This window comes from Ruegeria sp. YTSB088 (assembly GCF_059609825.1).
Genome location: NZ_JBXWMM010000006.1, coordinates 278,111 through 294,041, shown reverse-complemented (window position 1 = coordinate 294,041; position 15,931 = coordinate 278,111). Strand labels below are relative to the sequence as shown.

General features: G+C 57.4%; 13 protein-coding genes. 7 read left to right on the top strand and 6 right to left on the bottom strand.

Features of this window, described 5'->3' with window-relative positions; genetic code table 11:
* The first annotated feature begins 18 nt into the window (after nt 1–18).
* From AC2FFA_RS12200 to AC2FFA_RS12175, 6 genes are all read left to right on the top strand, one after another.
* Nucleotides 19–648, top strand: coding sequence for a glutathione S-transferase (locus tag AC2FFA_RS12200; protein WP_496851835.1), 630 nt, complete (start codon nt 19–21; stop codon nt 646–648).
* A gap of 110 nt (nt 649–758) precedes the next feature.
* A complete protein-coding gene (locus AC2FFA_RS12195; RefSeq protein ID WP_496851834.1) occupies nt 759–3,161 on the top strand; it encodes a GcvT family protein in 2,403 nt (800 codons plus the stop codon).
* Nucleotides 3,162–3,163: 2 nt separating this feature from the next.
* On the top strand, nt 3,164–4,708 hold the full coding sequence (locus AC2FFA_RS12190) for a trimethylamine methyltransferase family protein (protein ID WP_496851833.1): 1,545 nt from the start codon (nt 3,164–3,166) through the stop codon (nt 4,706–4,708).
* Entirely contained in the window at nt 4,709–5,383 is a 675-nt protein-coding gene (locus AC2FFA_RS12185) for a TetR/AcrR family transcriptional regulator (protein WP_117869816.1), read from the top strand.
* Nucleotides 5,380–6,684 (top strand): NAD(P)/FAD-dependent oxidoreductase, encoded by a 1,305-nt coding sequence (locus tag AC2FFA_RS12180; RefSeq protein WP_496851832.1) that lies wholly within the window; start codon nt 5,380–5,382, stop codon nt 6,682–6,684. The genes AC2FFA_RS12185 and AC2FFA_RS12180 overlap by 4 nt, the downstream gene beginning before the upstream one ends.
* 56 nt (nt 6,685–6,740) lie before the next feature.
* Nucleotides 6,741–7,472, top strand: a complete 732-nt coding sequence (locus AC2FFA_RS12175; protein WP_496851831.1) for a hypothetical protein — start codon at nt 6,741–6,743, stop codon at nt 7,470–7,472.
* Nucleotides 7,473–7,478: 6 nt separating this feature from the next.
* On the opposite strand, the gene AC2FFA_RS12170 is transcribed toward AC2FFA_RS12175, so the two are convergent.
* Nucleotides 7,479–7,841 (bottom strand): DUF3307 domain-containing protein, encoded by a 363-nt coding sequence (locus AC2FFA_RS12170; protein ID WP_117872835.1) that lies wholly within the window; start codon nt 7,839–7,841, stop codon nt 7,479–7,481.
* A 244-nt stretch (nt 7,842–8,085) separates the two neighbouring features.
* Between AC2FFA_RS12170 and AC2FFA_RS12165 the strand changes: the two genes are divergently transcribed.
* Nucleotides 8,086–11,082, top strand: a complete 2,997-nt coding sequence (locus tag AC2FFA_RS12165; protein WP_496851859.1) for a cyclic nucleotide-binding domain-containing protein — start codon at nt 8,086–8,088, stop codon at nt 11,080–11,082.
* Between the two features lie 3 nt (nt 11,083–11,085).
* On the opposite strand, the gene AC2FFA_RS12160 is transcribed toward AC2FFA_RS12165, so the two are convergent.
* From AC2FFA_RS12160 to AC2FFA_RS12140, 5 genes are all read right to left on the bottom strand, one after another.
* The gene (locus AC2FFA_RS12160) at nt 11,086–11,373 is read right to left on the bottom strand and encodes an ArsR/SmtB family transcription factor (RefSeq protein ID WP_117869814.1); all 288 of its coding nucleotides are present in this window, start codon (nt 11,371–11,373) and stop codon (nt 11,086–11,088) included.
* A 112-nt stretch (nt 11,374–11,485) separates the two neighbouring features.
* The gene (locus AC2FFA_RS12155) at nt 11,486–12,718 is read right to left on the bottom strand and encodes a mandelate racemase/muconate lactonizing enzyme family protein (RefSeq protein ID WP_496851830.1); all 1,233 of its coding nucleotides are present in this window, start codon (nt 12,716–12,718) and stop codon (nt 11,486–11,488) included.
* Nucleotides 12,719–12,737: 19 nt separating this feature from the next.
* Entirely contained in the window at nt 12,738–13,832 is a 1,095-nt protein-coding gene (locus AC2FFA_RS12150) for a Zn-dependent alcohol dehydrogenase (RefSeq protein WP_496851829.1), read from the bottom strand.
* An 82-nt stretch (nt 13,833–13,914) separates the two neighbouring features.
* Nucleotides 13,915–15,114 (bottom strand): TCR/Tet family MFS transporter, encoded by a 1,200-nt coding sequence (locus AC2FFA_RS12145; RefSeq protein WP_496851828.1) that lies wholly within the window; start codon nt 15,112–15,114, stop codon nt 13,915–13,917.
* 100 nt (nt 15,115–15,214) lie between these two features.
* Nucleotides 15,215–15,928 (bottom strand): alpha/beta fold hydrolase, encoded by a 714-nt coding sequence (locus AC2FFA_RS12140; protein WP_496851827.1) that lies wholly within the window; start codon nt 15,926–15,928, stop codon nt 15,215–15,217.
* Nucleotides 15,929–15,931: the final 3 nt, after the last annotated feature.

The following is a 15,931-nucleotide window of genomic DNA, read 5'->3' as shown; positions in this document are numbered from 1 at the left end:
CCGAAAAGGGGTAATGGCATGATTTTTTACGACTGCTCTACTGCTCCGAGCCCGCGCCGCGCGCGCATGTTCATTGCCGAAAAAGGGTTGGATATCGAAACACGTGATATCTCGATTGCGAATGGCGAACAATTGAGCGCAACCTTTCGCGCTGTTAACCCACGGGCCACGATCCCCGTTCTGGTAACGGATGACGGAACCGCTCTGACAGAAAACCTGGGCATTGCGGCTTTTCTGGAAGCACAGTTTCCCGAACCGCCTTTGATGGGCCGAACCCCCGAGGAAAAAGGTCTGGTCCTGATGTGGAACGCGATTGTCGAACAGCAGGGGGGGGCGCCGATTGCCGAGGCTTTGCGCAACGGTCACCCGGCCTTCAAGGATCGCGCCATTCCGGGCCCCTACAACCATGCGCAGATACCCGAACTTGCGCAGCGCGGGCGCGAGCGTGTGGCATCATTCTTTGAAATGCTGGAGTCACGTCTGAAGGAAAGCCCGTTTGTGGCCGGTGGCGTATTTTCTTTAGCGGATATCTCGGCTTTCGTTTTTGTCGATTTCGCCCGTGTCGTCAAGATGCGTATCCCGGAAGACAACGCTGCCACCCTGGCGTGGTTTCAGGCTATCCAATCTCGTCCAAGCGCAAGCCTGTAAACTTGCCAAGCCGTGCCGGGTTTCGCTGTGATCAGCACTGTACAGAAATGTCTAGACAGAGGTGAACAGTGCTACTAGCGTCTCCTTAGATTTTGTTCAGGGAGGTCGGGATGAAGTCCCAATATCGCGTAGTGGTCATCGGAGGAGGCGTTGTAGGGGCGTCGGTTCTGTATCATCTGGCCAAGTTCGGCTGGTCGGATGTCGTCATGCTGGAGCGGCGGCGGTTGGCGTCTGGTTCGTCGTGGCACGCGGCGGGTGGTATCCATGCTTTGAACGCTGATCCGAACATGGCGTCTTTGCAGGCCTATACCATTGATCTGCTCAGCGAGATCGAAAAGGAATCGGGCCAGAATATCGGCCTGCACATGACCGGTGGTCTCACGCTCGCCGGAACCCCCGAACGGTGGGAGTGGTTACAGGCCAACTACCGCATCTTCCAGTCCATCGGCATCGACGATTGCGAATTGTTGAGCCCGGAAGAGGCGCAGAAGCGTTGCCCGATCATGTCCACGGATGGTGTTCTGGGTGCGATGTGGGCAGATCGTGAGGGCTATATCGATACAACCGGCACCGTTCAGGCTTACGCAACCGCGGCCAGAAAAAGCGGTGCGGAATACTATGAGGAAACCAAGGTTGAGGAACTGATCCAGACGGCGGATGGCTGGCAGGTGGTGACCGACAGGGGCACGATCACCTGCGAACATGTGGTCAACGCTGCCGGTCTGTGGGCCAAACAGGTGGGACGCATGGCGGGGGTCGAGCTGCCGGTTTCTCCGCTGAAACACCACTATCTGATCACCGACACGGTGCCCGAGGTCGCGGCGGCCGATTTCGAGATGCCGATGACCGTGGATCTGGAGGGCTTCACCTACATGCGGCAGGATCAAAAGGGTGTTCTGGTTGGCATATACGAGGTCGATCACGAGCACTGGGCCATGGACGGTGCACCCTGGAATTATGGCGAAGAACTGTTTCAGGAGCAGCTGGACCGTATCGAAAACGAGCTGATGCTGGGGTTCGAACGCTATCCGGCGATCCAGAACGTCGGTATCAAGACATGGGTGAACGGCGCGTTTACCTTCTCGCCAGACGGAAACCCGCTGGTCGGCCCGGTGCCAGGCAAGCGCGGCTATTGGACCGCCTGTGCGGTGATGGCCGGGTTCCTGCAAGGCGGCGGTGTCGGTAAGACGCTGGCCGAATGGATGATCCATGGCGAGCCTGAGGCAGATGCCTGGCCAATGGATGTGGCACGGTACGGTGATTTTGCACAGAACAAGCGCTATATCCGCGAAACTACCGGCCAGTTCTATTCCCGCCGCTTCGTGATGACCTATCCGAACGAGCAACTGCCCGCCGGGCGGCCGCTGAAAATGGCCCCGGCGCATGACGCGATGACCGAGGCAGGGTGCAAATGGGGCGTGAGCTGGGATCTTGAAGTGCCGCTTTATTTCGCGCCGAAAGGGTTCGAGGAAACGCCAACTCTCAAGCGTTCGAACGCGCATGACATTGTGGCCGAGGAATGCAAAGTGATCCGCGAAGGTGCGGGCTTGCTGGATATTTCGGGCTTTTCGCGATTCGAGGTTTCCGGTCCGAACGCGGAAGACTGGCTCGACAATGTCATGGCGTCGAAACTGCCCGGCCCGGGCCGCGCCAAGCTTGCCCCGATGCTGGGTGAAGACGGACGCCTGAAGGGCGATCTGACCGTGCTCAACTGGGGCGACGGGACCTGGTGGATCATGGGCAGCTACTATCTGCGGGCTTGGCATATGCGCTGGTTCGACGATCACGTGACGGATGGGGTCAATATCCGTGATTTGGGCGAGGAATACTGTGGCTTTGCCGTGGTCGGGCCGAAGTCACAGACGGTTGTCGAAAAACTGGCGGAACAGGATATCTCGGGCTTGAAATTCATGGGCTGCGGCGATTTCGATATCGGCCTCGTGCGCGCCCGGGTGGCCCGCATGTCGGTGACCGGAGAAAAAGGGTACGAGATCAACTGTCGCTATGGCGACCACATCAAGCTGCGCCGCATCTTGCTGGAAGCGGGGGCCGAGGAAGGTATCCGCGAATGCGGTTTCAACGCGATGCTGTCAACACGGCTTGAGAAGAGCTTTGGCATCTGGTCGGCGGAATTCACGCAAGCCTATACACCGGGTATGACCGGAATGGATCGCTGGATCGACTGGGACAAAGACTTTGTTGGAAAGGCGGGCGCGCTTGCCGAACGCGACGGCAACGGCCCCGCGCAAGTTCAAGCGACACTGGAAATTGATGCTCTGGACGCAGATGCCAGTGGATACGAACCGGTCTGGGCTAATGGAGAGCGCGTTGGTTTCGTAACCTCGGGCGGTTACGGGCATTATGTTGGCAAGTCCTTGGCGATGGCGCTGATCGATCGGGACAAAGCCGAACCGGGCACGGAACTGTCCGTCCACGTGGTGGGGGTTGAACGTCCGGCGCGCGTGATTGCGCCGTCGCCTTATGATCCTCAGGGCAAAGCGATGCGAGGCTGATCATGACTGCTCCGGAGCGAGGACGCCGACGGCGGGGGCGAGGGGCTGAAGCCGCCCCGCAGCCCAGCCGCGATGTGAACTATCGCCACCTCAGGAATCCTTTTCCATTGATGGAAGTGTTCCCGGTCGACCAAATCGCAGACATGCATGACACCGCGTTGCGGATACTGGAGGAGTTGGGGGTAAAGACCCTGCTTCCCGAGGCGCGGAAACTGTTCAAACAAGGCGGCGCGCGGGTGGATGAAGACAGTGAGATGGTTTTTATCGGACGCGAGATCGTCGAGACCGCTATCGCCTCAGCGCCCAAATCCATTGCCTGTCGCGCCGGTGCCCGGCGTTGCGATTTCAATCTGGAATTGGGCTCGTTGGTATTCCAGCCCGGAGCCGGTGCCCCGAATGCCACCGATCTTGAACGCGGTCGGCGCCCTGCGACGGGTCAGGATTATCTGGAATTTCTGAAGCTCACGCATCATTTCGACGTGTTTCAGATGATCTCGCCTCAGGTTGAGCCTCAGGATGTGCCGACCCATCTGCGTCACTACTTCACGACCGGGGCGCAGATGGAACTGACGGACAAGTTTCCGTTCTTCTTTTCGCGTGGAACCCCGCAGGTGATGGACTGCTTTGAGATGCTGACTACAGCACGCGGTCTTTCGGATGATGCGTTCCGGGGCCATGCGCATTGCTACACGATCATCAACACCAACAGCCCGCGCACGTTGGATATCCCCATGGCGCAAGGTCTGATCGACTTCGCCCGCCACGGCCAGATGTCGATCATCACACCCTTTACCCTGATGGGCGCGATGGCACCGATCACCGTGGCCGGGGCGATCACCTTGTCTCATGCCGAGGCCCTTGCCGCGCTGACTTTGACCCAACTTGCCAATCCTGGTGCTCCGGTCTGCTATGGCACGTTCACCAGTAACGTGGATATGAAGTCCGGCGCGCCCGCCTTTGGGACGCCGTCGCACTTTCAGGCATCGCTGGCTGCGGGCCAACTGGCGCGGCATCTTGGATTGCCCTGGCGGTCGGCTGCCGGATCGGCGTCAAACATCAACGATGTACAGGCCGCAAACGAGAACCAGTTTGGGCTTTGGGGATGCCTTATGGCCGGCGCAACGGTGATCATCCACGCCGCAGGCTGGTTGGAAGGCGGGTTGACGGTTTCCTTCGAAAAGCTGGTCTGCGATGCGGAAGTGCTGAACATGGTCGCCGAACTCTGTGCGGGTGCGCAGGCGGGGCCGTCCGAGATTGGTTTTGAAACTGCATTGAGCGAGGTTGAACCCAGTGGTCACTTCTTTGCATCAAGCCAGACGATGGAGCGCTACAATACTGAGTTTTATCAACCGCATGTCCATGACTACGCCAATTTCGGCACTTGGGCCGAGCGTGGTTCGGTGGACGCAAGTCATCGGGCGACGGACGTTTGGAAGGGCATTCTGAGTGACTTCCAGGCGCCCGCTGTCGACAATGATCGGATAGGTGATTTACATGACTTCATTGCCCGTCGTACCGCCGAGGGCGGTGCACCTCCGGAGAGTTGAATGAATACGAAACCGATCCTTCATCGTGATGACCCTGAGGCCGAACCCTTGGTCGGCAACATCAAGGTCACGCGTGACGACTGGCTGAACGTGGCGATGGATGTGCTGGTTTCGGACGGGGTGGACCAGATCAAGGTTCTGAACCTGGCCGAACGGATGGCGGTATCCCGATCGTCGTTCTATTGGTACTTCAAATCCCGACAGGAGTTGCTGGATGCATTGCTGGCCCGCTGGCAGGCGACCAACACGGCCGCTTTGATCGCGCAGGCCGAAGCCCCGGCCAAGACGATCACGGCGGCCGTCTGCAACGTGCATCGTTGCGTGGTGAATACCCAGTTGTTCGACACCGCGCTGGATTTTGCCGTACGTGATTGGGCGCGCAAGTCGGGCAAGGTGCGACGTACGCTAGACCAGTCGGACGCCCGCAGGCTGGAAGCGCTGCACGCCATGTTTGCCCGCTACGGATATTCCGAGATCGAAGCCGAAACCCGGGCACGCGTGCTGTATTACATGCAGATTGGTTATGATCTGGCGCAATTGAACGAACCCATCGAGATGCGGCTTTCGATGGTGCCACATTACCTCTACGCCTTTACCGGTGTCGAGCCGAAGCCTGAAGAAGTTGAAGAATTCAGCGCATACTCCCTGCGCTTTTGGAAAGGAAACCAGACATGAGCCAACCAGACGCAATCATCATCGGTACTGGCGTGATCGGCGCGGCCATTGCGTTCGAGATGTCCAAAGCGGGATGGAAAACCCTGTCATTGGATCGGAATTCTCAGGTCGGGCACGGTTCTACGGCCGGGTCCTGTGCGATTATCCGGATGCATTATTCCACTTTCGATGGAACCGCGTTTGCCTGGGAAGGATACCACTACTGGCGCGACTGGGCTGAGTATCTTGGCTTGCCGGAGGACGCGAACCTTGCGCAGTTCCGCGAAACCGGTTGCCTAGTCATGAAGACCGAAGCGAACGGGATGCTGGAAAAGCACATACGCAATTCGTCCGATTTGGATTGCCCGTTTGAGGAATGGTCAGGTGAGAAAGTGGTTGAACGCTTGCCGGTTTATTCGCTGGACAGCTTTGCCCCGGCGCGGCGCATGGATGATCCGGAATTCGGCCAGCCCAACGGGCGCAAGATGTCGGGCGGTGTGTACTGGCCTCAGGCGGGATATGTCACAGACCCTGCATTGTCGGCGCAGAACCTGATGGATGCTGCGAAACAGCACGGGGCCGAGCTGCGTACCGGCGCTGAAGTCACGGAAATCCTGACCGAGGACGGGCGTGTTTCCGGCGTCAAGCTGGCTTCGGGCGAGGAAATCCACGCCAAGGTCGTTGTCAACGTTGCGGGGCCGGGTTCGGCCTTCATCAACGGGATAGCCGGTGTTCTGGACGATATGACTATCAAAACCCGGCCCTTGCGGCAGGAAGTCGTGCATGTTCCCGCCCCGGAAGGGTTCGACTTTGAAAATGACGGAACCATCGTCTCGGACAGCGACATTGCCTGTTATTGCCGCCCGGAACACGGCAATCACATCCTTGTTGGATCGGAAGACCCGGAGTGTGATCCGCATCAGTGGTGCGAGGACGATGTGAACTACAATCGGGAATTCACCGACCAATGGACCACACAGGCGATGCGGTACGCGCAGCGTGTGCCCAGCCTTGGCATTCCTTCAAAGACGCGCGGTGTGGTTGACCTATATGATGCTTCGACCGACTGGATTCCGATCTATGACAAATCCAGCCTGCCGGGGTTTTACATGGCCTGTGGTTCCAGCGGAAACCAGTACAAGAACGCGCCGATTGCGGGCAAGATGATGGCAGCGCTGATCGACTACTGCGAAAGTGGCGCGGATCACGACGCGAACCCGTTGCAGTTCCAATTGCCATACATCAAGCGGACAATCGACGTGGGTTTCTACTCACGCAAACGCCCGATCAATGAAGAAAGCAGTTTCTCGGTTCTGGGCTAGTCGCGCTACGCAAAAGGTCTATGTCGTGTGGGGCTGTCAACAAGCGTGGCCCCACTATGACCGACCCAAAGACCACCGTATTGATCCTTGGTAGTGCCCCTTCAGCGCTGGCGGCGCGGACATGGTCGCGCGTGCCATTCACATATGTCGTTGCCATCAACAACGCGTGGCGCATCCGAGACGACTGGGATTACCTGATCCATCCTGAAGATTTCCCGGCAGAGCGCCGCCCTGCGGTCGTCCTCGGTACTCAACACATAGTCACTGCCGACGAATACGTCCCCAGACAGAATCACTATGGTGGGTTCGTCTACGCTGGCGGAACGATGGCTTTCACGGCTGGATATTGGGCTTTGTCAGCTCTGGAACCGGATGTACTGGCGTTTTTTGGCTGCGACATGATGTATTCAGGGTCGGGGCGAACACATTTTTATGGAAACGGCACTGCAGACCCGTTGCGAAAGGATGTGACACTGCGCTCGCTTGAAGCGAAATCCGCACGGCTGGGGCTTTTCGCGGGCGCTCAGCGGTGCAGAACCGTGCGGTTGTCCAATGGGCCGAGTCGGCTGGTTTTCCCGTCAGCCAGGATATCCGACCTGACTGCAGCACCGCTTCCCGCTGTTAGTGCCATGCAAAAAGCAAGGCGTTTTGAAAACGACCTTGGATACTATGTTGCCTCGGGTCGGTATTGGGAAGTTGAGCACCGGTTCGACCCTGATGAGATTGATGTGCTGGATCGGATGTGGCTGTCGGCCTATCGGCTTGGTGTATTGGACCATGCAGCCTAGCACGGATCAGGCGGCGGCGAAGGTGACCCACGCCCAAACCATCGCCAAATAAGTCAGGTTGTGCATCAACTGATCTAAACCTGCCGCGCGCCAAAAAGCGGCTTGCGTTGGCTCAAGCCGCTTTTTGTCTGAATAGCTGGCTTTGATGTAATCGATATTGAAATGGATAAACCACTCCAGCGCCGCGATGATCAGAATGAAAAGCAGCGGTGCGCCGAATACCAAAAAAACGACGACAGAACCCACAACATGCACAGCGGCATGTTGCGCGCGTCCCAAGTGAAAATACTCACCCCGGCCGGAGAGCATCTTCGGTGTCTGGAGGTAGTAGTCAGCGAACATATGCTTGATCAGCAAAAGACAAAGCATAAGAAACACTGCGCCAAAACTGGCTGCCAAAAGAACCCTCCCGATATCGTTCTCAGGCCAACATTAGGCAATAAAACGGGCTCGCGTAAATGAACTAGTTCACATTACATCAAGAAATTTTCCAAAAGGAAAAAATTTGCTTATCCTATCTGGATGACATTTGATTCATGCTGTTGAAATTGCATGCATTACGTTCAATCCGCGTCGTCGGTCAGCAGCAGGGGCAGGTTCCATAGAACGCACAATATTCCGCTTTATCTGGAAATACTCCAAGCGCGAACAGCTGATCCTGCTGGCCGTGACGGCGACGTTGTTTCCGTTGCTGTACCTCACTCTTGAGTTGCCAAAACGAATAATCAATGACGCGATCGGGTCGTCCACCTCCGAGGTGACAGTCTGGGGCTATTCTATGTCGCAGACCAATTTTCTGATTATTCTGTGCTTTGCCTTTCTGGCGGCAGTGCTGTGCCATGGCCTGATGAAAATGCGCATCAACACCATGAAAGGTGTGCTGAGTGAACGGATGCTGCGGCGCTTTCGCTATCAGTTGATCAATCGGGCGCTGCGCTTTCCTCAACCCTATTTCGAGCGAGTCAGCCAGGGCGAGATGGTGTCAATGATCACCGCCGAAAGCGAGCCGATGGGCGGCTTGATGGGCGATGCGATCAGTCAACCTGTTCTGCAGGCCGGGCAAATGATCACCATACTTTCCTTCCTGTTCCTGCAAAGCGTCTGGTTTGGGCTTGCCGCTGTGGCCCTCATTCCGTTGCAGGCCTGGTTGATCCCCAAACTACAGCGCCAGATCAACCTGCTGAACAAAAAGCGCATTCAGGAGGTTCGCGTTCTCGCCGCGCAGATCGGCGAGAACGCGGTGGGCGCGTCCACCCTGCGGACCAATGGCGGCTGGCGTTATCGGCGGTCGATGATCTCTGAGCAATTGGGTCGCCTGTTCGGCATCCGTTTCCAGATCTATCAAAAGAAGTTCTTCATGAAGTTCCTGAATAACTTCATCTCGCAGCTTACACCATTCATGTTCTACCTGATTGGCGGTCTGTTGGTGCTTCAGGGTTCGGTTTCGCTGGGGGCGCTGGTTGCCGCATTGGCTGCGTACAAGGATCTCAGCTCACCATGGAAAGAGCTGCTGACCTACTACAACCAGACCCAGGATATGTCGCTGCGCTGGGACGTGGTCATTGACCGGTTTGCTCCGGCCGGAATGCTCGATGAAACCTTGTTTGAAGGTGAACCTGCCAAGTGGCCACACCTGAACGGCAAAATTGTTTTGGATCATGTTTCGGTGCGGGACATGGATGGCAATCAGGTGATTGATGATTTGGACCTCAGCTTTCCTGCCGGGAAGACAATTGGTATCGCCGCACCCAGTGAAGAAGATCGACGCGCCATTGGCGAATTGCTGACACGGGAAATACGGCCCAGTGCTGGTCAGGTGCGGATAGGGGATCTGAAACTGGCTGAGTTGCATCAGGCAGTTGTCGCCGTACGTATCGGGTATGTCACATCGCGCCCAGTCATGTTTCAGGGTACGTTGGGCGACAACGTGATGATGCCGATGCGGTTCAAACCGCTGACTGACTCAACGGAAGATCCGGATTTTCTCGAATCCCTGAGGGCGGGGAACAGTGCCGACCCGTTCAGGGCGGAATGGCTTGATCCATCTCTGGCCGGCTTTCAGGACGCCGCAGATTTGCGTGCCTGGTGGTTGCAGTTGATTGATGGAATGGGGTTTGGCGCAGCGCTGTTCCAACGGGGCGCGGAACAATGTTTTGATGCGGCCGAGCATTGTGAACTGGCAAAGAAACTGATCGAGTTGCGCCCGCTTGTGCAGCAAGCCGTTCGTGAAGCGGGACTGGAACAACAGGCACTTGTCTTTGACCGGAACGCGTATAACGCGGCCCTGCCTGTGGCTGAAAATCTGCTTTTCGCAACGCCACGTGTTCCTGTGACACAAGCTTTGCTTGCGCAACAGAAGGTTTTTCTAGGACAGTTACGCGAATTGGGGCTGGACGAGACATTGATCGCGTTGACCCGCGATGTGATCGAAATGCTGCGCCAGATCTTCGGGATCGATGGAACGGACCACCCGTTGTTCCAAAAGCTCGGTCTTGACGCAAAGACCTATGAAGTCGCGGTGGATCTGGTGGACCAGACCCGCAAAGAAGGTTCGGACGGGCTGGATGACGAACAGTTGGCCAATATGCTGGCCGTCCCTTTTGTGATCTCTGCCGAACAGATCGGGCCTGCGTTCACGGATGAACTGAAGGATCGCATCCTCGAACTGCGGCACAGCCATTCCGAGAAACTGATGGAGCGTTTGAAGGACGTCTTCGTTCCACTGGATCCGGACGTCTTTGCGCCTGGATTGACGGTCATGGAAAATGCGCTGTTCGGGAAAGTCAGCCAAATTGGCGGGGCCCGTTCGGATGAAGCCCGCAAGCTGATTGTCGATGTGTTGGCGGAAAATGGCGCGCGGCCATTGGTTACTGAGTTGATTTATGATGTTCAGGTTGCTCTGGGCGGTCAGAATCTTCCGGCGGTGTTTGCCGAACCCTTGGCCTTTACACGTGCGGCGATCAAGAAACCTGACATTCTGATTCTGGAAAACGCGCTGGCCAGCTATGACATGAAAACGCAGGTGGCCGTCTTTAAACGGCTCCGTGAACTGCTGCCGGAAACCACCGTTATCTATTTGAATGATCGGTTCGAAAACCCCGGTGCATTCGACATGTACGTGGAGATAATGCAAGGTCGTGTGGTCTCGGACGGAGGACCCGTGGAAGTGGAGGAAGACAGTGCAGCATCGGCAGATTTGACGCGGAAACTACGCGCCTTGGAACAAACCCCCTTGTTTTCGGGTCTGGATCGGCGGCAGCTGCGTCTGCTGGCCTTTGGTGCGCGCTGGTTTGATGCCGAGCCAGGGCAGGTGGTATTCTTGAAAGATGACCAGCCCACCGACGGCGCCTATGTGGTTTTGGAGGGCGAAGCAGGTCTTTACCTGCCACAAGAACAGGGGCCTGACCAATTGATCACCAAAGTCGGGCCCGGCGCTTTGGTCGGAGAGTTGGGCCTGATCAGAAAAGAACCACGTGCGCTAAGCATGGTGGCAGAAACCCCGCTTTCCTGTTTGCGGATCGGTGAAGAAGAATTCCTTGCCGTTGTGGAAAACGATGCAGCAACCGCGTTCAAGCTGTTGCAGGTTATTGCCGGATATGTGTCTAATTAGCGATCAGCAGTCCGTGTCGCAGAACAGATCGTAAAGCAGACGGATCACTTTTTCAGTGTTTCCGTCGCGCAATGAATAGTAGATCGTTTTGCCTTCCCGACGCGTCGAGACCAACTCTTCCTCGCGCAGGCGGGCCAGCATCTGGCTGACTGCGGCCTGCCGCAACTGAAGTAAATCTTCAAGCTGGCCGACGGATTTTTCACCACTACCAAGATGGCACAAGATCATCAGGCGCCCCTCATGCGCCAGTGTTTTAAGAAAAGCAGCCGCGCGTGCTGCACTATCTTTCATGTCCGACGGAGCGTCTGTTAGGTGTGCCTGAGGTCCGGTTTCGTTTAGTGCCACTTTCTGACCGTTGTATCATGATTTGTGATGGCAATATGCATCAAGGCCACTGGTATTGTCACCCCTCGGTTGCCGGAGCACCCCCCTGAAAAGCGTTGCCGTCAACGTAATCGCATGGGTCCTCCTGCATTTGCAGATGCAACCCTTCTCCGTCATATGCGTGTGCGCGGGCCAGGTCTTCGTCGACATCGATCCCAAGGCCCGGAGCTGTCGGGGCGGCGACGAACCCATTCTCGATCCGGATCGAGCCCTTGATCAGTTGATCGTGGAACGGTGTTTCGATGGTTTCTAAAAGCAGCAGATTGGGAATGGAAGCGGCCAGATGGATGTTGGCGGCCCATTCGACCGGACCGGCATACAGATGCGGTGCCATCTGAGCGTTGAAGACCTCGGCCATGGCTGCGACTTTTTTCATCTCCCAGATTCCGCCTGCACGTCCCAGCGCCGGTTGCAGAATCTCGGCTGCTCCGGCACGCAGGACGGCTCCGAATTCTGCCTTCGTGGTCATCCGCTCTCCGGTAGCAACCGGTATGCGTACGTTGCGGGCGACGCGGGCCATATCTTCGATATTGTCAGGCGGTGTAGGTTCCTCGAACCAAAGGGGCTGATATGGTTCCAACGCCTGTCCCAGCCGAATAGCCCCGGCCGTGTTGAACTGGCCATGTGTGCCGAACAGAAGATCCGCCCTGTCCCCCACGGCCTCGCGGATCGCTTTGCAGAAGGCGACGGACATGGAAATGTCACTCATCGCGGGCATATGGCCGCCGCGGATCGTATAGGGACCGGCCGGGTCGAATTTCACGGCGGTGTAGCCGCGGCGCACCATTTCCGCCGCCGTTTCGCCCGCCTGTTCGGGAGAGGTCCAGAAATCGTTCAGGTTGTGCTGAGGCAGGGGATACAGGTAAGTATAGGCCCGAATCCGGTCATTCATCCGGCCACCCAGAAGCGCGTGGACCGGCCTGTCCCGGTCTTTGCCCAGAACATCCCAGCAGGCAATTTCCAACCCCGAGAACGCACCCATCACCGTCAGGTCCGGGCGCTGCGTAAAGCCGCTGGAGTAGGTGCGACGAAACATGAGCTCGATGTTCTCGGGGTTCTCGCCCAGCATATGTCGTTCAAACACGTCCTGAATGACATGACGCATCGCCTCGGGCCCCACGGACGAGGCATAGCATTCACCCCAGCCGGTGATGCCGGTATCAGTCGTCACTTTGACAAGTATCCAGTAGCGCCCTCCCCAGCCCCGAGCGGGCGGGGCGGTGACGATGATGTCGAGATCCTGCAGTTTCATCCCAAATCCTTTCGGTGGGTCAGGTCCTGTCGAACAGGATTACATTTCGCTTGGCCGATCCGGTTTTGGTGTCGGCGATGGCCTCGTTGATCTGATCCAGTGACCAGCGGCCCGAGATCAGCTCATCCAGTTTCAGCCGTCCCTGTGCGTAAAGGTCCACCATCCAGGGTATGTCACGCTGAATGACAACGTCGCCCATTTTCGACCCGACGACGCCCTGACCCAGGGCTGCCAATACAACGGGTTCATAGCTGGCCATGTCACCGGAATGTGGCATCCCGATCATGATCGCCTTACCGCCGCGCCCAAGATAGCGCGGGGCCTGATCATAAGCGGGAATCGCGCCGACGGTGATCAGAACGGCATCGGCACCGCGTCCACCCAGCGCCCTGTATGCGGCTTTCCATGGTTGATCCAAGCTGGCCAGGACGCCGTGGGTCGCGCCGAACTCTTTGGCGATCTCAAGCTTTTCTTCGGTCATGTCCACGGCCACGATCCGCCGCGCGCCTGCAATCCGCGCGCCTTGAATTGCGTTCAGGCCAACCCCGCCCGCCCCAATGACCACAACGTCCTGACCGGGGCGCACGCCTGCCGCATTCACCGCAGCGCCGACCCCGGTAATCACGCCGCAGGACAGCAGGCTGGCCAGTTCCTTGGGCAGGTTTTCGGGGATTTTGACAATCTGGCGTTGGCTCACCACAACCTTTTCGGCAAAGGCCCCGCATGCCATCGCCTGTTCGAGTGGGCCGCCGTCGCTCGTTTTCAATGGTCCTTTGACAGTATCGTACGGTGTTTCGCAAATTGTCGGTTGCCCGCCTGCACAGGCAGGGCAAGACCCGCAGGCGCGGATCAGAGTCACCACCACAGGGTCGCCGACTTTGAAATCTCCTGCCGCCTCTCCGACCGCGCTGATCACGCCTGCGGCTTCGTGCCCGTAAACGGCTGGCAGGAACCCTCCCCATGCTCCGTCAGCATATGAAATATCCGAATGACAGATGGCTACAGCCTCCAGTGTCACCTCGACTTCGCCCGTGCCGGGGGGCGCCAGATGGACTTCTTCGATCACCAATGGCTCGCCAAATGCCCGGCAGACTGCGGCTTTGATTTTTTGCATGTTTTTCCTCACTCCGGTTGGGTTTACGGTGGCGTGGGAAAAGGCGGCTCGCAAGGCAGAAACCGCCATTTGCGTGTCGTTGTTACGCTACGGCAGGCCGGGACCGCCTAAACAGAAGAAATCCTGCCAGCATCAACAAAAGTGCCAACAGAAAAGGGGCGCCGGGCAGGTAGAGCGGGGTGTCGGGTCGAATGAACTGCGCGAATACGCTGGTCATCACCAACGGTGAGATCACCATGGAAAGCGCATGCAACGCAGTCAGGACACCTTGCAATTCGCCTTGCTGCGAATCTGGTGTGGCCCTTGACATCATTGCCTGAAGGGCGGGCGTGATGACCGCCCCAATGGCGGTAATTGGGATGAGAAGCAGTGCGATCAGGCCGTTGGTCAGAAAGGTCAGAATGGCAAAGCTTATGATTTCAAAAACCATGCCATAGATGATTGTACCCCGCTCGCCCAAAAGCCGAATGGCCGGGCGGATCAGGCCGCCTTGCACGACTGCCATTCCGATACCATAGACACCAAGAGACAGGCCGATCATTTGTGGTGACCAACCGAACCGCTCGGTTGTGAAGTAAGACCAGATGGCGGGATAGACGTAGATTGAAACCGAATACAGGAAATAGACCCACAGCATCGGCCGGATGCCCGGCAATGCTGCAATGGCGCGAAGCGAATTCACCGGATTTGCGCGCCGCAGGTTGAAATCACGCCGGTTCTCGGCGGTTACCGTTTCAGGCATCACGAAGTATCCGATGCAAAAGGTCAGCGCCGCCAACCCTGCCGCAGCCCAGAATGGCGCCCGGGTTCCGAATTCGCCAAGCAATCCGCCAATCACCGGACCCAGGACGAAACCTACGCCAAAAGCCGCGCCCAGAAGGCCGAAATTTGCGGCCTTGTCTTTTGGGTCGGACACATCCGCCATGAAAGCCGCGGCTGTCGAATGGGTGGCCGCCGCAATGCCTCCGATGATACGACCGGCCAGCAAAAGCCAGATGCTGCCCGCCACGGCCATGACGATGTAGTCCAAGGCCATCACGAACAAAGACACCAGCAATACGGTTCTGCGCCCATAAGCATCGGACAGGTTTCCCAGAATGGGCCCAAAGATGAATTGCATTGCCGCAAACGCTGTACTCAGCACACCGCCCCAGATTGCGGCATTGGCCAGGGTGCCGCCCTGAACCTCGACAATCAGTTGCGGCATGATCGGCATCACAAGACCAATGCCCATGGCATCGATCATGACGATGCTGAGGATGAAGAAAAACGGCAGACGCATGGGACCAGAACAAATGAGTTGTGTGCGGCACCCTATTCATGCTCGACGAATGAGGGAAGAGAGAGTTCGCCCTCACAACCCATGTCGTTAAGACAGGTTACTAGAGTTTGCCTGCCAGTTCGGACAAAAGCTCAGCCAATTCCTGCGGATGTGAAAAAAACGGTGAATGTGAGCTGTCGATTGTGCGCCGAAGATCTTCGGGAACGCAGGCACTCATGTCTGCCTGGTACTCGGTTGGAATCGTGTGGTCATCGGTTGTTCGGATATAGGCCTTGGGGACTTTGGCAAAGCGCGGACCGACTGGCAGCGGTGTTTCTTGTGGATGGATGGCTTGCGGACACAGGCGCGCGTACGCGTAAGGCAGGATGTCGTCCGGGCAGTCGTGATAAAACAGCTTTGGGATGGCATCTACGGACACGGTGTAGGAAAGCCCGTCTGCAGATTTTTCTACCGCGTGAACTATGGTTTGCCGCGGCCCGCGTCTGCGCATTTCTGCCATCGAAAGACCATCCCGAGGGACATAGGCGCACAGGTAAATCAAGGCGCGCATCGCATTTGGACGCGCCTCGGCTGCTGCGCTGATCGGAAAGCCGGCCCAGGAATGGCCGACGATGATCGTATCGGGTGTACAGGCGTTCAAAATGGCATCGCGGCAACTGTCCAGCGTGACGTCGGCCACCGGCGTGGGGTCTGCACCATGGCTGGGCATGTCGATGGCGCGGGCGCAATGGCCCAGGGTTTCCAAAGCGGGGATCAGGTCGCGCCAGCACCAGGCGCCGTGACACGAGCCATGGACCAACAGGAAGGACGCCATGTC